General features: G+C 60.1%; 11 protein-coding genes and 3 pseudogenes. 9 read left to right on the top strand and 5 right to left on the bottom strand.

Annotated features, from left to right (window positions below; all coding sequences use genetic code 11):
• Positions 1-145 precede the first annotated feature (145 nt).
• From BLW11_RS01055 to BLW11_RS01045, 3 genes are all read left to right on the top strand, one after another.
• Positions 146-1,057, top strand: a complete 912-nt coding sequence (locus BLW11_RS01055) for a LysR family transcriptional regulator (RefSeq protein WP_048362056.1) — start codon at positions 146-148, stop codon at positions 1,055-1,057.
• A 123-nt stretch (positions 1,058-1,180) separates the two neighbouring features.
• On the top strand, positions 1,181-2,848 hold the full coding sequence (gene ggt / locus BLW11_RS01050) for a gamma-glutamyltransferase (RefSeq protein WP_048362057.1): 1,668 nt from the start codon (positions 1,181-1,183) through the stop codon (positions 2,846-2,848).
• 179 nt (positions 2,849-3,027) lie between these two features.
• Positions 3,028-4,473 carry a SulP family inorganic anion transporter gene (locus tag BLW11_RS01045; protein WP_048362058.1) on the top strand — a complete coding sequence of 482 codons (1,446 nt, stop codon included), beginning with the start codon at positions 3,028-3,030 and terminating at the stop codon, positions 4,471-4,473.
• 162 nt (positions 4,474-4,635) lie between these two features.
• Here BLW11_RS01045 and BLW11_RS01040 read toward each other — a convergent pair whose 3' ends face one another.
• A complete protein-coding gene (locus tag BLW11_RS01040; protein ID WP_048362059.1) occupies positions 4,636-5,082 on the bottom strand; it encodes a hypothetical protein in 447 nt (148 codons plus the stop codon).
• 240 nt (positions 5,083-5,322) lie between these two features.
• Here BLW11_RS01040 and BLW11_RS01035 point away from each other — a divergent pair.
• The 4 genes and pseudogenes from BLW11_RS01035 to BLW11_RS01020 all read left to right on the top strand — a co-directional run.
• Positions 5,323-5,670 (top strand): annotated as a pseudogene (locus BLW11_RS01035) (STAS domain-containing protein); the annotation flags it as partial.
• A gap of 161 nt (positions 5,671-5,831) precedes the next feature.
• Positions 5,832-7,181, top strand: coding sequence for a GntT/GntP/DsdX family permease (locus BLW11_RS01030; protein WP_048362061.1), 1,350 nt, complete (start codon positions 5,832-5,834; stop codon positions 7,179-7,181).
• The gene (locus BLW11_RS01025) at positions 7,182-8,042 is read left to right on the top strand and encodes a MurR/RpiR family transcriptional regulator (protein WP_048362062.1); all 861 of its coding nucleotides are present in this window, start codon (positions 7,182-7,184) and stop codon (positions 8,040-8,042) included. It abuts the gene before it with no gap.
• A gap of 1 nt (position 8,043) precedes the next feature.
• Positions 8,044-9,504 (top strand): N-acyl-D-amino-acid deacylase family protein, encoded by a 1,461-nt coding sequence (locus tag BLW11_RS01020; protein ID WP_048362063.1) that lies wholly within the window; start codon positions 8,044-8,046, stop codon positions 9,502-9,504.
• On the opposite strand, the pseudogene BLW11_RS24270 reads toward BLW11_RS01020, so the two are convergent.
• Together BLW11_RS24270 and BLW11_RS24265 are read right to left on the bottom strand one after the other, a co-directional pair.
• Positions 9,494-10,090 (bottom strand): annotated as a pseudogene (locus tag BLW11_RS24270) (methyl-accepting chemotaxis protein); the annotation flags it as partial. The gene BLW11_RS01020 and the pseudogene BLW11_RS24270 overlap by 11 nt on opposite strands.
• 306 nt (positions 10,091-10,396) lie before the next feature.
• Positions 10,397-11,416, bottom strand: a pseudogene (locus BLW11_RS24265) (methyl-accepting chemotaxis protein); the annotation flags it as partial.
• 408 nt (positions 11,417-11,824) lie between these two features.
• On the opposite strand from BLW11_RS24265, the gene pmrG reads away from it, so the two are divergent.
• On the top strand, positions 11,825-12,508 hold the full coding sequence (gene pmrG / locus BLW11_RS01010) for a lipopolysaccharide core heptose(II)-phosphate phosphatase PmrG (protein WP_048362065.1): 684 nt from the start codon (positions 11,825-11,827) through the stop codon (positions 12,506-12,508).
• 67 nt (positions 12,509-12,575) lie between these two features.
• Here pmrG and BLW11_RS01005 read toward each other — a convergent pair whose 3' ends face one another.
• A complete protein-coding gene (locus BLW11_RS01005) occupies positions 12,576-13,082 on the bottom strand; it encodes a hypothetical protein (protein ID WP_048362066.1) in 507 nt (168 codons plus the stop codon).
• 92 nt (positions 13,083-13,174) lie between these two features.
• Positions 13,175-14,635 (bottom strand): ArnT family glycosyltransferase, encoded by a 1,461-nt coding sequence (locus BLW11_RS01000; protein ID WP_048362067.1) that lies wholly within the window; start codon positions 14,633-14,635, stop codon positions 13,175-13,177.
• Between the two features lie 185 nt (positions 14,636-14,820).
• On the opposite strand from BLW11_RS01000, the gene BLW11_RS00995 reads away from it, so the two are divergent.
• Positions 14,821-15,834, top strand: a complete 1,014-nt coding sequence (locus BLW11_RS00995; RefSeq protein WP_048362068.1) for an ATP-grasp domain-containing protein — start codon at positions 14,821-14,823, stop codon at positions 15,832-15,834.
• Positions 15,835-15,843: the final 9 nt, after the last annotated feature.

Genomic DNA, 15,843 nt, shown 5'->3' with positions numbered 1-15,843 from the left:
CCCTGTAGCGATTCGGGTATCGGTCTGGGCCCCTGTGGGAGCGAGCCTGCTCGCGAATAATCTTCGCGAGCAGGCTCGCTCCCACGTTAGTCTCTCTTTAGCCGCTGACGAGGCTAAGCGAGGTCACAACCAATGAGGGACACCTGTGAAAGCCAGATCCGATGAGCTGCAAATTTTTGTTTCGGTGATTGAGTGCGGCTCGATTTCCGCCGCCGCCGAACAAGCCGGGCTCACGCCGTCAGCCGTCAGCCGCACGCTGTCACGGCTGGAGGCCAAACTCGAAACCACCTTGATCAACCGCACCACGCGGCGCATGGACCTGACCGAAGAGGGCAAGTTTTTCTTCGAGCGGGCCAAGCTGATCCTTGAACAAATGGACGAGCTTGAAGAACGCCTGATCTCACACCAGCGCACCCCGTCCGGGCGCCTGCGCATCAATGCCGCCTCGCCCTTCATGCTGCATGCCATCGTGCCGTACCTCCCCGAGTTCCGGGCGCTGTACCCCGAGATCCAGCTGGAACTCAACAGCAACGACCTGATCATCGACTTGCTGGAGCAGAGCACCGACATCGCGATCCGCATCGGCACACTGGCCGATTCCACCTTGCACGCCCGCTCCCTGGGTTGCAGCCCGCTGAACATCCTCGCCAGCCCCGACTACATCGCCCGGCATGGCGCCCCCATCAGCGTTGCCGACCTGGCCAACCACACCCTGATCGGCTTTACCCAGAACGATGGCCTCAACCAGTGGCCGCTGCGTTATGCACAGGGCGACCGCTGGCCCATCCAGCCGGCCATCAGCGCATCGAGCGGCGAAACCGTGCGCCATCTGGCGCTGCAAGGGCAGGGCATCGCCTGCCTGTCACACTTCATGACTGTTGAAGACATCAATGCCGGGCGCCTGCAGGTGGTGCTGGGCGAATTCAACAGCGGCTATCGCCAGCCGATCAACGCCGTGTACTACCGCAACTCACAGCTGGCGCTGCGCATTCAGTGCTTTCTGGACTTTATTCAGGACAAGCTCGCCCGCTACGCGATTTGCGACTTCAGGGGATAAACCTTGTGGGAGCGGGCTCCCGCACTTTGCATACTCCTTCGCACTTTTACTTTTGTTGTTTGAAAACGGTTCTGAAATCAGACAAGGTTTGGCATCGTCCTACAAAAACAAAAGGAAGTTGCAATGCGTGTTGTATGGTTCAAAACCCTGGCCTTGACGGCTGCCATCGCGGCCAGCTCTTCAGCTTTTGCCGTCACGCTGGACGGCGGCGCCGTTGCCGCCCCGGATCAATACGGTGCCGAAGTCGCGGCACAAATTCTTAAAAAAGGCGGCAACGCCGTCGACGCCGCAGTTGCGACCGCCTTTACCCTGGCCGTGACTTACCCCGAAGCCGGCAACATCGGCGGCGGCGGTTTCATGACGATGTACATCGACGGCAAACCCTACTTCCTGGATTACCGCGAAACGGCGCCCAAAGCCGCTACCCGCGATATGTACCTCAATGACAAAGGCGAAATCATCGAAAACCTGAGCCTGGTGGGCACTCGCGCCGCAGGCGTGCCCGGTACGGTGATGGGCTTATGGGAAGCGCACCAGCGCTTTGGCAAATTGCCGTGGGCCGAGCTGCTGACCCCGGCCGTGGGTTACGCCAAAAACGGTTTCAAGGTGGCCGACCAGCAATACCAATATCGCGAAGATGCTCTGGCGCTGTTTAACGGCACCACCAACTTCAGCGACTATTTTGGCACCATGAAACCCGGTGAAACCTTCAAGCAGCCGGAGCTGGCCAAGACCCTGGAGCGCATCGCCGACCAAGGCGCCAAAGAGTTCTACCACGGTCAGACTGCCGACCTGCTGGTTGCACAAATGCAGCAGGACAAAGGCCTGATCACCAAAGAAGACCTCAACGAGTACAAGGTCAACTGGCGTGAACCGATGCGTGTCGATTTCCGTGGCAATACCCTGTACACCGCGCCGCTGCCAAGCTCGGGCGGGATCGCGCTGGCGCAGTTGATCGGTATCAAGGAAGACCGTGCGGCAGACTTCAAGGGCGTTGAGCTGAACTCCGCACCCTATATCCACTTGCTGGCTGAAATTGAAAAGCGCGTATTCGCTGACCGTGCCGATTACCTCGGCGACCCGGCCTTCGGCAAAATGCCCGTGGCAGAACTGACCGACCCGGCCTACATCGCCAAGCGTGCGAAAGAGGTCAACCCGAAAGCGATTTCGCCGACGGCCAACATCAAACCGGGCCTGGAGCCGCATCAGACCACGCACTTCTCCATCGTCGACAAACAGGGCAACGCCGTCAGCAACACCTACACCCTGAACTGGGATTACGGCAGCGGCGTTGTGGTTAAAGGCGCAGGCTTCTTGCTGAACGACGAAATGGATGACTTCAGCTCCAAGCCGGGCGTGGCCAACGCCTTTGGTGTGGTGGGCGGCAATGCCAACGCCATCGAGCCGGGCAAACGCATGCTGTCGTCCATGAGCCCAAGCCTGGTGACCCGCGATGGTCAGGTCACGCTGGTGCTGGGTACTCCGGGTGGTTCGCGGATTTTCACCTCGATTTTCCAGGTGCTGAACAACATCTACGACTACAACCTGCCGCTGGAAAAAGCCGTGGCTGCACAGCGTGTGCATCACCAGTTGCTGCCTAAAGACACGATCTACTTCGACGCCTACGCGCCGCTCACCGGCAAGGTGGCCGACGAGCTCAAGGCGATGGGCTACACCCTGGAAGATCAGGGCTGGAACATGGGCGATATCCAGGCAATCCGCGTGAACGGCACCCAGCTTGAAACCGCCTCCGACCCGCGTGGCCGTGGTGTGGGCATGGTTGTGAAGTAACCCCCAAACTCTGTAGCCGCTGCCGAAGGCTGCGATGGGGTGCGAAGCAGCCCTGAAGGCCCTTCGGTCCTTATCGCAGCCTGCGGCAGCGGCTACAGTTATCCCCGGCGCACCTGATTTGCTACCATCCCTTTCTCGATTTCCCCTCCGCTTTTCCCGTCCCGACTTTTAGGTAAACCATGAAACTCAAACGTCTGCGCACTGATGTGCTGGCCGGACTTACGACGTCGTTCGCTCTTTTACCCGAGTGCATCGCGTTCGCGCTGGTCGCCCATCTCAACCCGCTGATGGGCCTGTACGGCGCGTTTATCATTTGCACTATCACCGCGCTGTTCGGCGGGCGGCCGGGCATGGTGTCCGGTGCAGCCGGGTCCATGGCTGTGGTGATCGTCGCGCTGGTGGTGCAACACGGTGTGCAGTACCTGCTGGCGACCGTGCTGCTGGGCGGGGTGATCATGCTGGCGTTCGGCCTGCTCAAGCTCGGCAAGCTTGTGCGCATGGTGCCGCATCCGGTGATGCTCGGTTTCGTCAACGGCCTGGCGATCGTTATTGCCATGGCGCAACTGGACCATTTCAAGGACGGGGACACTTGGCTCAGTGGCATGGCGCTGTACTTGATGATCGGGCTGGTGGCGCTGACCATGGCCATCGTCTATCTGTTGCCGCGCCTGACCCGCGCCGCGCCGCCTGCCCTGGTGGCGATTCTGGGCGTAGGCCTGGCGGTTTACCTGCTGGGTTTGCCGACCCGCACCCTGGGCGACATGGCGCACATTGCCGGCGGTTTGCCGGCGTTTAGCCTGCCGCAGATTCCGTGGAACCTGGAAACCCTGTACATCATCGCGCCCTACGCGATCGTAATGGCGGTGGTCGGTCTGCTGGAGACCCTGCTGACGCTGAACCTGACGGATGAGATCACTGAAAGCCGTGGCTACCCGGACCGCGAGTGCGTGGCACTGGGCGCCGCAAACATGGTGTCGGGGGTGTTCGGCGGCATGGGCGGTTGCGCGATGATCGGGCAAACCGTGGTTAACCTCAGCTCCGGTGGGCGGGGTCGCCTGTCCGGCATCACGGCAGGGGTGATGATTTTGCTGTTCGTGCTGTTTCTGTCACCGTTTATCGAGCGCATCCCGTTGGCGGCGCTGGTGGGCGTGATGTTTGTGGTCTCGCAGCAGACCTTCGCCTGGGCCTCTTTGCGGGTGCTGAACAAGGTGCCGTTGAACGATGTGCTGGTGATCATCGCGGTGACGGTGATTACCGTGTTTACCGACCTGGCCGTGGCGGTGATGTGCGGGGTGATTATTGCAGCGCTCAACTTTGCCTGGCAGCAGGCGCGCCAACTGTATGCCGACGCGGATGTGCAGAGTGATGGCAGCAAGCTTTACCGGGTGCATGGCACGTTGTTTTTTGCCTCCACTACGGCGTTTCTCAAGCAGTTCGACCCGGCCAACGATCCGGCTCAGGTGACGCTGGATTGCCGCCACCTGAACTTCATGGATTACTCGGCCATCGCGGCACTGGACACCCTGCGCGAGCGCTATCGCAAGGCGGGCAAGCATCTGCGGGTGTTGCACCTGTCTGAGCGCAGCAAAAAACTGCTCAAGCGCGCTCGCGTGCATCACGAGTAACAGGGAGACTTGTTATCGAAGGGGTGAGAGTAAGTGGCTCAAGCGTCCGCGTACAATGCGATGAGTTGGATGGGGTAGTGATCCATTAACTGTAATGGTGCTATGTGTTTGTACATTGAAAAAGTCCGCATGTTACGTCTGCGGACTTTTAAGTGTGGCGTATTAGAATCCAGGGATCATTACTTTGCCGATGCACTTTGGGTCATTGCCTGACGAGTCAAAAATAAATTGCACTTGTGCTGCCCCGAGGCGAGTTTCTCTAACTTGTTCACTCAGGTACACAGAGTGTACGGATCCGTCCTGTTTAAGATTGTCACCTGACTTGGCCCATTTAGTCCAGGTCAGGCCCGTTGAGCCCCATACTTGAAGGTTTGCATTGGCTTTGGAACGTGACTTCGAGCTTGAAGGCGCGGAGATTTTGTAGCCGGTCATGCGGACAAATATTTGACCGTTACCCCGGACTGCGGTCAGGTAAGCAGTGCCGGTGAAGTTGCTTGCGGAGCAACTGGCGGTGAAGTTTTTAGACACTTCAGCGAACGACGAAGAGGCCGCCATTAACGTTGCGATCGCAAGACCAGTTTTAATCGCGAGTTTTGGTTTGTTGAACATTGTTCAGGGTCCTATTGTTTAATGAATGTAGGCCCGGGAATATTAAATTTAATATCAGGTATGTGGTTATGGTCGGATGTACATTGTGTTATAGGAAATAGCCTGCTTAGGTGTAGGTGCATATACCTGCTAAGTACCCGAAAAAGTTTCGAGTATTTTCAGCGCGTGGGTTTTTCTGAAAAGGCCATGCTCCACACAGGCTTCAGTCTGGTGTGCTGATCCGTTTAACACGCATACGTGGCGGTGATGTGCGGGGTGATTATTGCAGCGCTCAACTTTGCCTGGCAGCAGGCGCGCCAACTGTATGCCGACGCGGATGTGCAGAGTGATGGCAGCAAGCTTTACCGGGTGCATGGCACGTTGTTTTTTGCGTCCACTACGGCGTTTCTCAAGCAGTTCGACCCGGCCAACGATCCGGCTCAGGTGACGCTGGATTGCCGCCACCTGAACTTCATGGATTACTCGGCCATCGCGGCACTGGTCACCCTGCGCGAGCGCTATCGCAAGGCGGGCAAGCATCTGCGGGTGTTGCACCTGTCCGAGCGCAGCAAAAAACTGCTCAAGCGCGCTCGCGTCCACCATGAGTGAAAATACGCCCCCCGGATTTTCATTTCAGCCTGTCGCTCATGCCTGGATGCGACACGACGTATCGGTTCACGAAAGTAATTTTCATAAACATTGAAATTAACCTTCGGTAATGCTTTTTGAGTTTCACAAGAACTCAAAAAATATTGCCGGGGGAACCTCGTATGACGCCATCATCGGGCTACGGGCTGCTGCTTTATGCCGCCATTGCCATCATTGCGCTGATCGTTCTGATTGCGCGCTACAAGATCAACCCGTTTATCGTCATCACCCTGGTTTCCATCGGGCTGGGCCTGATGGCGGGCATGCCTGCGGGCAGTGTGATGGGGGCTTACGAAGGCGGTGTCGGCAAAACTCTGGGGCATATTGCGCTGGTGGTCGCGCTGGGCACCATGCTCGGCAAGATGATGGCCGAGTCGGGGGGCGCCGAGCAGGTGGCGCGCACCTTGATTGACCGCTTCGGTGAACGCAACGCGCACTGGGCCATGGTCTGCATTGCGTTCCTGGTGGGCTTGCCGCTGTTTTTTGAAGTCGGTTTTGTATTGCTGGTGCCAATTGCCTTCACCGTTGCGCGCCGGGTCGGGGTGTCGGTGCTGATGGTCGGTTTGCCGATGGTGGCCGGTTTGTCCGTGGTGCACGCCCTGGTGCCGCCGCACCCGGCCGCGATGCTGGCGGTGCAGGCGTATCAGGCGTCGGTGGGGCAAACCCTGATGTACGCGATTCTGATCGGCATCCCCACGGCGATCATCGCCGGGCCGCTGTTCGCTAAATTCATCGTGCCGCGCATTCAGTTGCCCGCGGATAATCCGCTGGAAAAGCAATTTATCAACCGCGAACCGCGGGCACGCCTGCCGAGTTGCAGCATCACCCTGGGCACGATCCTGCTGCCGGTGGTGCTGATGCTGATCGGCGGCTGGGCTGACCTGATTTCCACCCCGGGCAGCGGCTTCAACCAGTTTTTGCAGTTCATCGGTAATTCGGTGATGGCGCTGCTGATCGCCACCGTGGTCAGCTTCTGGACCTTGGGCCTGGCCCAGGGCTTTAACCGCGAGTCGATCCTCAAGTTCACCAACGAGTGCCTTGCGCCGACGGCCAGTATCACGCTGCTGGTGGGCGCGGGCGGCGGTTTGAACCGGATCCTGATCGACTCGGGGGTGACCACCGAAATTGTCGGCCTGGCCCAGGAGTTTCAGTTGTCGCCGCTGTTTATGGGCTGGGTGTTTGCCGCGCTGATGCGCATCGCCACCGGCTCGGCCACCGTGGCCATGACCACCGCCTCGGGGGTTGTGGCGCCCGTGGCGATTGGCCTGGGTTATCCACACCCGGAATTATTGGTGCTGGCCACGGGCGCGGGCTCGGTGATTTTTTCCCACGTGAACGACGGCGGCTTCTGGCTGGTGAAGGAATACTTCAATATGACCGTCGCCCAAACCTTCAAAACCTGGACGGTGCTGGAAACCCTGATTTCCGTGGTGGCGTTTGGTTTTGTCCTGATCCTCTCAGAGCTGATTTAAATGGACATCCTGTATCAAATTCGAGTTCGCCAGGACAGCTTCAGCGCCGCCGAAGCGCGCATCGCCCGGCTGATGCTCAGCGACATCAGCTTTGCTGCGAGCGCCAGCCTCGACGAACTGGCGCTGCGGGCCGAGGTCAGCAGTGCCACCTTGTCGCGCTTTGCCCGCAGCGTTGGTTGCCGCGACTTGCGTGACCTGCGCCTGCAATTGGCCCAGGCCAGCGGGGTGGGTAACCGCTTTCTGGACAGCGCGAGCATGCCTGAGCAATCGGCGTTTTTTCGCCAGATCGTGGGGGATATCGAATCGACGCTGCATGAGCATCTGGCCGGTTTCAACGGTGAACGATTTGCCGATGCGGTGCGGGTGCTGAGCGAGGCGCGGATGATTCACGCGTTCGGCATGGGCGGTTGCTCCAGTGTGTGCAGCGATGAATTGCAGGTGCGCCTCGTGCGGCTGGGTTACCCCATCGCCGCCTGCCGCGACGCCGTGATGATGCGGGTGGTGGCCGCGACCCTCGGGCCGGAACACGCCGTTATTGTGTGCTCTTTGACGGGGCAGACCCCGGAGCTGATCGAGGCGGTAAAGCTGGCCCACAACTATGGGGCCAAGGTGATCGCGATCACACGGCCCGACTCGCCGCTGGCTGAGCTGGCGGATGTGGTGCTGGCGCTGCAAGGGGTGGAAACCAGCTTTATCTACAAGCCTACCGCTGCCCGTTACGGCATGTTGCTGGCCATTGACGTGCTCGCCACCGAGCTGGCGCTGTCGATGCCCGAGGCCAATCAGGAGCGCTTGCGCCGGATCAAACTGGCATTGGACGACTATCGTGGCGGCGACGACTGCCTGCCGTTGGGGGATTGAAATGCGCTACGACACACTGATTCGCAATGCACAGGTGATTGATGGCAGCAACGCGCCTGGTTATATGGCCGACGTGGCGGTGCGCGCCGGGCGAATCGAACGGATCGGCGAGCTGGGCGATGCCCGTGCCGGGAACGAGATAGACGCTGCAGGTCGGGTGCTGGCGCCGGGGTTTATTGATGTGCACACCCACGACGACACGGTGGTCATCCGCCAGCCGCAGATGCTGCCCAAGCTCAGTCAGGGCGTGACCACGGTGATTGTCGGCAACTGCGGCATCAGCGCTTCGCCCGTGACCTTGCGTGCTGAGCCGCCAGACCCGATGAACCTGCTCGGCGACAGGGCCGCGTTTGTGTACCCGCGCTTCAGCGATTACCGCGCGGCGGTTGAGGCGGCGAACCCTGCGTTGAATGTCGCCGCGCTGATCGGCCATACGGCGCTGCGCAGCAACCACATGGATGACTTGCAGCGCACGGCGACGGCCAGCGAAATCCGTGGCATGCGCCAACAACTGCGCGAAAGCCTGGAGGCCGGTGCCTTGGGGTTATCCACAGGGCTGGCCTACGCCAGTGCGTTCAATGCCGAGACCGATGAGGTGCTGCAACTGGCCGCCGAACTGAGCGCATTCGGTGCGCTGTACACCACCCACTTGCGCAGTGAATTCGAGCCGGTGCTGGAGGCGATGGACGAAGCGTTTCTGATCGGACGCCAGGCCCGAGTGCCGGTGATTATTTCCCACCTCAAATGCGCCGGTGCCGGGAACTGGGGGCGCAGCCCGCTGTTGCTGGCGGCGCTGGAACAGGCGGCAAAAAACCATCCGGTGGGCTGTGATTGCTATCCCTACGCGGCGAGTTCTTCGACCCTGGACCTCAAGCAAGTGACCGATGCGTTTCGCATCACCATCACCTGGTCGACGCCGCACCCGGACATGGGCGGGCGTGATCTGCAGGACATCGCAGCGCTCTGGGGCCTGTCGCTGCTGGACACGGCGCGGCGCCTGCAGCCGGCAGGGGCGGTGTACTACGGGATGGATGAAAGTGATGTACGCCGAATTCTGGCGCACCCGTTGTCGATGATCGGTTCCGATGGCTTGCCCGAAGATCCGTTCCCGCATCCGCGTTTGTGGGGGGCGTTCCCACGGGTGCTGGGGCATTTCAGCCGTGACGTGGGGCTGTTCCCGTTGCACACGGCGGTACATAAGATGACAGGGTTGTCGGCGGGGCGTTTTGGTCTGAGGGAGCGGGGCGAGATACGCGAAGGCCACTGGGCGGACCTGGTGTTGTTTGATGCTGAAAAAGTGCGCGATGTAGCGGACTTCAACCAACCGCAACAGGCCGCTGAAGGGATTGACGGGGTGTGGGTCAATGGCGTGTTGAGCTATGAAAATGGCGTGGCCAATGGCAAGCGCGCCGGGGTGTTTTGTGGGAGCGAGCACGCTCGCTCCCACAGGTTTACACCTTGAAGTGGCTCACCATCTCTTGCAGTTGATTACCCAGGCGCGCTAGCTCAACGCTGGACTTTGCAGTCTCGTCGCTGGCCGCTGCGGTTTGTTCCGAAACGTCGCGCACGTTGACGATGCTGCGGCTGATCTCTTCGGCCACTGCGCTTTGCTGTTCGGCGGCGGCTGCGATTTGCTGGTTCATCGACTGGATATTCGACACGGTGCGGGTGATGCCCTGCAACGAGGTGCCCGCCTGGCGGGTCAGCGTTACGCTGCTGTCGGTCAGGGTGCGGCTGTTGTGCATGACGCTGGCCACCTGCTGCGTGCCGCTTTGCAAGGCGGCAACCAGGGTCTGGATCTCTTCGGTGGATTTTTGCGTCCGCTGGGCCAGGCCGCGTACTTCATCGGCCACCACGGCAAACCCGCGCCCGGCGTCACCGGCACGGGCGGCTTCGATGGCGGCGTTGAGGGCCAGCAGGTTGGTCTGTTCGGCCACGGCCTTGATCACGTCCATCACGCTGCCGATCTTGTCGCTTTCCTGTTGCAGCACGGCCATGGCTTCGGTCGAACGGCCGACTTCTACCGCCAGGCGCTCGATCTGATCAATGGCCTGATTGACCACGGTGTCGCCTTCGCGGGCTTCGTTGTCTGCTGCTGCGGCCGCTTGGGAGGCCTGTTCGGCGTTGCGCGCCACTTCCTGCACGGTGGCGGTCATTTCATGCATGGCGGTGGCCACTTGATCGGTCTCGATCTTCTGGCTGTTGACCCCGGCGCTGGTTTGCTCGGTCACGGCAGACAGCTCTTCGGCAGCGCTGGCGATCTGGCTCACGCCATCACGGATCCCGCTGATCAGCTCGCGCAGGGTGGTGCCCATGCGCGCAATACCTTGCTGCAACACACCCAGTTCGTCGCGACGGGTGATGCGCAGGTTCTGTGTCAGGTCGCCACTGGCAATACGTTCCACCACGGCCAGGGTGTCACGCAGGGGGCCGGTGATCTGGCGGGTGATGATGACCGCCGCGATAACGCCAAACAGCAACACCAGCAAGGTGGTGATCAGTTGCATGCTGTTGGCCGTGGCGCTTTCGATGTCGCGCCGCTGCAGCTGGATTTTGTACAGCTCGTCGCTGAGGGCAAGGACGCTGGTGCCGTATTCGGTCATGTCCTTGCGCGTGGCGATGATGGTGTTGTCAGTGGAGGTGTACACCTGCAGCGCCTGTTTGTACTGCTCCATGGTCTGGGTCAGGGTGCGCAGGGTGTCGCCGGCATTGGTGGCGAAATGCGCGTTTAACCGCTCAAGGCTGGCGACGGCTTTGTCCAGTTGCTGGCGGGCGGCCGTTTCGGTTGCCGGAGTGGGCGCAGCAATATAGGCGCGTACCTGGTAACGCGAGAGCAGGAACTGCTCACGGATTTCAGACACGGTCTGGAACATGGCGAAGCGGTTTTCATCTTCGGCCGGCAGTTGCTCGGCGCGGGCGATCAGCGTTGCGATGGCGTCTTGCGCCAGCTTGGCGCTGCGGTCCATGGCCGCCCGTGATGCGGCAGACTCAACGTAAGCCTTGCGCATCGTCACCAGGGCGCTCTCGTAGCGGCCGATAATGGCTTGCTGTTCCTTGAGCAGCTTGAGGTTGTCCAGGCTTTTGAAGCTGGCGATCAGCTGTTCTTGCTGAGCCGAAAACGCATCAATGCTGGCTTGTACCTTCTGCGCAGCGGCTTCGTCGCCGTCTGTGAGCATGTACTGCAAGCGCGTCACTCGCAGGTTGGTAAACGCGGTGTTAAGGCGCGTGATGTCGCTCATCCAGTTACTGCGGTCAATCAGTTTGTCCAGGCTGATCCAGTTGCACACGGCCATTACGCAGGTGAGGGCCAGTACCAGGCCAAAGCCCAGGGTCAGTTTCAGGTTGACGCTGATGTTGCTCAGCCATCTATTCATAGAGTTCTCCAGGAACGGTGCACGCATGATCTAAGTTCGCTGGAGGGTTTTATTCTTCTGGCCCAGCAGAGTGTTGTGTTGGGGGGTATCGGCGGCTTTCGTCAGAGCTGAAACGTTTTGTTTGATGCAATGCTCAGATAGCTGCATGTCCATTTGGAGAGTGTGGTCAAACGTGGGCTTCACGTTTTTTTTCACATTCGTTTCACCTGTCTCTGACCTCTCCTTTTTTAGACTAGCGTTCAGCTAATAGAGACCTACGTTGTGTAAATCTATTTCTTGCAGCGGGCTGCGAATCTATCCGCTGTCATATTCGCGTTATAGGGTGGCGGCCAGAGTCGTTCACTGACTGCCAAAGGGGGCGTGTTTATCGTGACGTTGAGTCCTGTCTTGACCGCAATCAATCGAGCAATGCTGCGTCGCGGGCTGGCCCGTTATAGAAATGTGCTGGTCGTGGGCGTTGCAAGCGTGCTGGCCATTGCGCTGACATTGACCTTGTTGGCGCCTGCGTCCGCGCCCAATCTGGCGCAAGCCAGCCATGCCGATCATGTGTTGTTGCTCACTGACAGCTGGGCCAAAGGCGATGTGATTGCTCTGGTTCGCCATGCCGAGCGCTGCGATCGCTCTACCACGCAGTGCCTGGGGCCAGAAGACGGTGTGACGGTGCGCGGTGCTGCAGCCGTTCAGGCGTTGGGCTCGGACTATGAGCAGTTAGGTCTCAAGAATGCCGACATTTACAGCAGCTTGCTGACCCGGGCCCGGCAAACCGCCGATGCCATGTTCGCCCGGCCGGTGGAGGCCCAGGACTGGTTGTTCAACTGCCGGGGCGGCATGTTGCGTGATGCCCTCAAGCACAAGGTAGCGGGCCACAACCTGGTACTGGTCACCCACAGTGAATGCATGGATCAGCTGCTTTTGGACATGCACCTGTCAACGAACACGACGTTTGGCTACGGTGATTCATTGTTTATCAAGACCAACGGCGTCAATGGCGAACCGCAGATGCTGGGTTACATCGCACCCAAAGACTGGGCGAGCATCGTGCCAGTGGTCAACGCGACGGCCGGCCACGGGTATGAAGCTTCGCAGTTCTGATCGGCCCCTTCAGGTGCCCCCCCTAACGCCCGGCCATGCGCCGGGCGTTTTCATTGCGTTTGCCCAATCAGGTGCGTTTGAGCAGGCGGTTCCAGTTTTGCTCATCGGGCAATGGCAGGTCGCTGAGTTCGCGTGCCACCACATTTTCGATATCGCCGGCACTGAGCACTTTTTCGTCAAGCCATGGCCATGTGGCATCCGCATCGCGGAAGTTGAGTTGATCGTTCAGTTGCTGGCAGGCGAGGGCGAGCGAATGCATCAGTCGCCACTGGCTGGTGATGTAGGGCTTTTGCTGGGCCGGGATACGGCTGAGCAAGGCCGCCACGTCGGGCAAGTCCGGGCTGGGTGACTGGTCACTGTGCAGGTTCCATACAATCGAACCCTTGTTCGATACGTCCTGATTGGCCAGTGCCGGGTCGCTGCTGACCTCGACGCTGAGCTTGACGCGTTGCTGTTCAAGCTGATCGATCAGGTAGTTGGCCAGGTCAGACTTGCGTAGAAACGCGGTGGCTGTGTTGAAGGCCAGCTGAGCGTCGTAGTCGCTCAGGGTTTTGCTGGTAATGCTGATGGTCATGACAGGCTCCTTGAGTGGGAAACGCCCAAGGAGCGTAGCCAATACCCCGCGATCGGCCACGGCAACTGCGGTTCTGTTGCCCGGGATCAAGTTTATGGCCGGGGCGCCGCCAGGCTCACAAAGTGAAAATGACGACGCCCCACGCTGACTTTGTCCACGATGTTCAACGCCATGCCGGGCACCACCGGGTTTTCGATGAGCACGATGTTGTCGGGCGATGCACTGAGAAACGCCTGCAGTTCTGCGGTTGAGTCCAGGGTGTGCTGCAATTGGCGGGTGTAAAACACCACGGCGGCCAGGCGCTCGTCGGGTTTCATCAGCGCGATCTGTTTGCCGCTGGCTTGCAGGCTCATGGCGTGGGCGGCCAGGGGCTCGAATGACTCGGTTTTATCGGCGAGCGGGGCCCGGAGCGCCGCCACCAAGTAGGCGGTAACTACGGCGGCCAGCAGGGCGGCGGCGAGGGAGCGGTGGTGCTGGCTCAGGAACCTGGCCCACGCCGAGTGCTGGCCTTTTTCGCGCAGCCAGGCCAACACAACCCGGGCGTACTCACCCGCAATGACCGCAGCCGCTGGCGCCAGCGACATCAGGTACACCGCGCGTTTGCTGGAGGCGAAGTTCAGCAGCACGAACTGCGCCACCAGCCACACGCAGAAAAACAGCAGGTAGGGGTTGCTGCGCAGTTGTTTGCGAAAGTGCCAGAGCCCCAGGTAGGTCAGCAGGTTCCACGGCAAGAAGGCTTCTGGCAGCTTTCTCAGGTAGTAGTAGAACGGTTCGTAATGCCCGGCTTCGACAAAGGAGCCGCTGAAGCGCCCGACGCTGTTGGTCCACAGCAGCTCGCCAAGCGCTTGCATGCCACCGCGCTGATACAGCACGCACAGCCAGATCATCAGCGGAATCAGCCCCAGCAGGGTCAGCAGCGCAGGTCGCAGCCAGTTGCGCGGTACAAAACGTTTTGCTATCAGGCTTTCACACAGCAGGAATACAAAGATCACCACCCCCGGCAATGCCAGGCCCAGTACGCCTTTACTCAAGGTCGCAATGGCTATGCCAGCGGCAAACAGCAACCAGCTGCCCCAGGCAAAACGCAGTTGGCGGCTGGCATGAAAAAACGCCAGCAAGGCCATGGTCACCCCCAGGGTCAGCAGCGCGTCTTCACCCACCTGACGCACATTGCCCCAAAAGCTGCCCATGGTTGCCAGCATTGCCGCGGCGGTCCAGGCCAGTGCGACAGGGCGCCCCAGCTTGCGCAACATGGCGTACAGCAACAGCACGCAAAACAGCCCGGCAAAAGCCGAGGCCAGGCGCACGGCGAATGGCTGGGCGCCAAACACACGAATGGCGCCCGCATCCAGCCACAGGCTCAGGGGCGGTTTTTCAAGGAAGGGTTCATTGAGCAAGTTGGGTGTGACCCAGTCGTCGCTCAGGTGCATTTGCATGGCGATGCCCGCCACTCGCGACTCGGTCGAGCCTTGCAACTGGTGATTGCCCAGCGCAAAAAAGAACAGCACACCAGCGAGGAGCAACAGCAGCAGAGCGGGACGAGTCAGACGCATTGGGCTACCAGGCAGAAAAGGCAGGGGAATAGTGCGCTGGAGTATAGGAGGGTAATTATTTACAAAATGTGAAAGTGGCTAAGTCCAGGCTTGTTGGCGATGCGGTTTGTCAGGTGGTGGCCGGCGCCATCCGCTAGAATCCCGCGTTTAGACCGCCTCTCCACTATCTGTAGCAAGGGATGTCCATGATCTGGTTTCTTGAAGGGCAATCGAGCCAACGCGACGTGATTGCAGGTGCCCGCGCGGCGCTGCCCGATGCGGTTCGGATCTTTGCCTCACACCGACAAAACCGCCCTGAAATTACCGGGTTGGCAGATGTCGCCTGGCGCGAGCCTCTGGACAATCAAGAACGCATTGGCTGGGTTATCGAACAGGCGCGAGCCCATCAGATCCGCGTGGTGCTGGCCGGGCGCGTAGGGCAGGTCTATGAAGCCCATCGGGCCGAGTTCGAAGCCGCTGGCCTGCAACTGATCACGGGCGCCCTGGATCTGGACACCTTTGAGCGGGTAGACGACAAGGCAGTATTCACCCGCGAAGCCCTGGCGGCCGGGCTGGCGTGCATTCCGGCCATTGAGGTGAGCACTCAGGACGAGCTGCAAGCGGAGTACGCCCAGTTGTCCCGTGATGGCCAGGTTTGCGTAAAACCGACACGCGGCATTTATGGTCAGGGCTTTTGGCGCCTGGCCGATGATGTCGACCCGTTCCGCAGTTTTGCCAACGCCGACGCCCATGAAGTCAATGCAACGGTCTTTGCCCACGCCTACGGGCAATCAGAGGCGCCCAAGCCGTTGCTGGTGATGCCGTACATGCCCGGCAGCGAATGCTCGGTGGACATGGTGTGCGAAGCAGGCGAGGCCGTGGCGTTTGTGGGGCGGCGCAAGCAGGGCCTGATGCAGACGTTTGAGCGCGACGGTGCTGCGGTTGAGCTGGCGATCAAGGCCGCACGGCACTTCAAGTGCGACGGTATCGTCAACGTGCAGACCCGCGATGATGCGGCAGGCCAGCCACACCTGCTGGAGATCAATCTGCGTTACTCCGGCGGCATCGGCTATACGCGCGAAGCCGGCGTCAACCTGCCCGGTATTTTTGCCGCTCGCCGCCTGGGTCTGCCGGTGCCGGCCAGCGTCTGGCGCGAGGATGTGCAAGTCAAGGCAATCACGGTGGTCGTTCCGGTTCGCGGGGAATCGCTGTTAAGGTGAGTTGACGTT

The sequence above is a fragment of the Pseudomonas deceptionensis genome (assembly GCF_900106095.1).
Classification (GTDB): Bacteria; Pseudomonadota; Gammaproteobacteria; order Pseudomonadales; family Pseudomonadaceae; genus Aquipseudomonas; species Aquipseudomonas deceptionensis.
Note: the sequence above shows the minus strand (reverse complement) of the source record. Positions and strands in the feature narration are given on the sequence as shown.

Coding starts and splice junctions, on each gene's coding strand:
- ggt (WP_048362057.1), top strand. CDS start 1,181: ATGCGTGTTGTATGGTTCAAAACCCTGGCCTTGACGGCTGCCATCGCG.
- BLW11_RS01045 (WP_048362058.1), top strand. CDS start 3,028: ATGAAACTCAAACGTCTGCGCACTGATGTGCTGGCCGGACTTACGACG.
- BLW11_RS01040 (WP_048362059.1), bottom strand. CDS start 5,082: ATGTTCAACAAACCAAAACTCGCGATTAAAACTGGTCTTGCGATCGCA.
- BLW11_RS01030 (WP_048362061.1), top strand. CDS start 5,832: ATGACGCCATCATCGGGCTACGGGCTGCTGCTTTATGCCGCCATTGCC.
- BLW11_RS01025 (WP_048362062.1), top strand. CDS start 7,182: ATGGACATCCTGTATCAAATTCGAGTTCGCCAGGACAGCTTCAGCGCC.
- BLW11_RS01020 (WP_048362063.1), top strand. CDS start 8,044: ATGCGCTACGACACACTGATTCGCAATGCACAGGTGATTGATGGCAGC.
- pmrG (WP_048362065.1), top strand. CDS start 11,825: ATGCTGCGTCGCGGGCTGGCCCGTTATAGAAATGTGCTGGTCGTGGGC.
- BLW11_RS01005 (WP_048362066.1), bottom strand. CDS start 13,082: ATGACCATCAGCATTACCAGCAAAACCCTGAGCGACTACGACGCTCAG.
- BLW11_RS01000 (WP_048362067.1), bottom strand. CDS start 14,635: ATGCGTCTGACTCGTCCCGCTCTGCTGCTGTTGCTCCTCGCTGGTGTG.
- BLW11_RS00995 (WP_048362068.1), top strand. CDS start 14,821: ATGATCTGGTTTCTTGAAGGGCAATCGAGCCAACGCGACGTGATTGCA.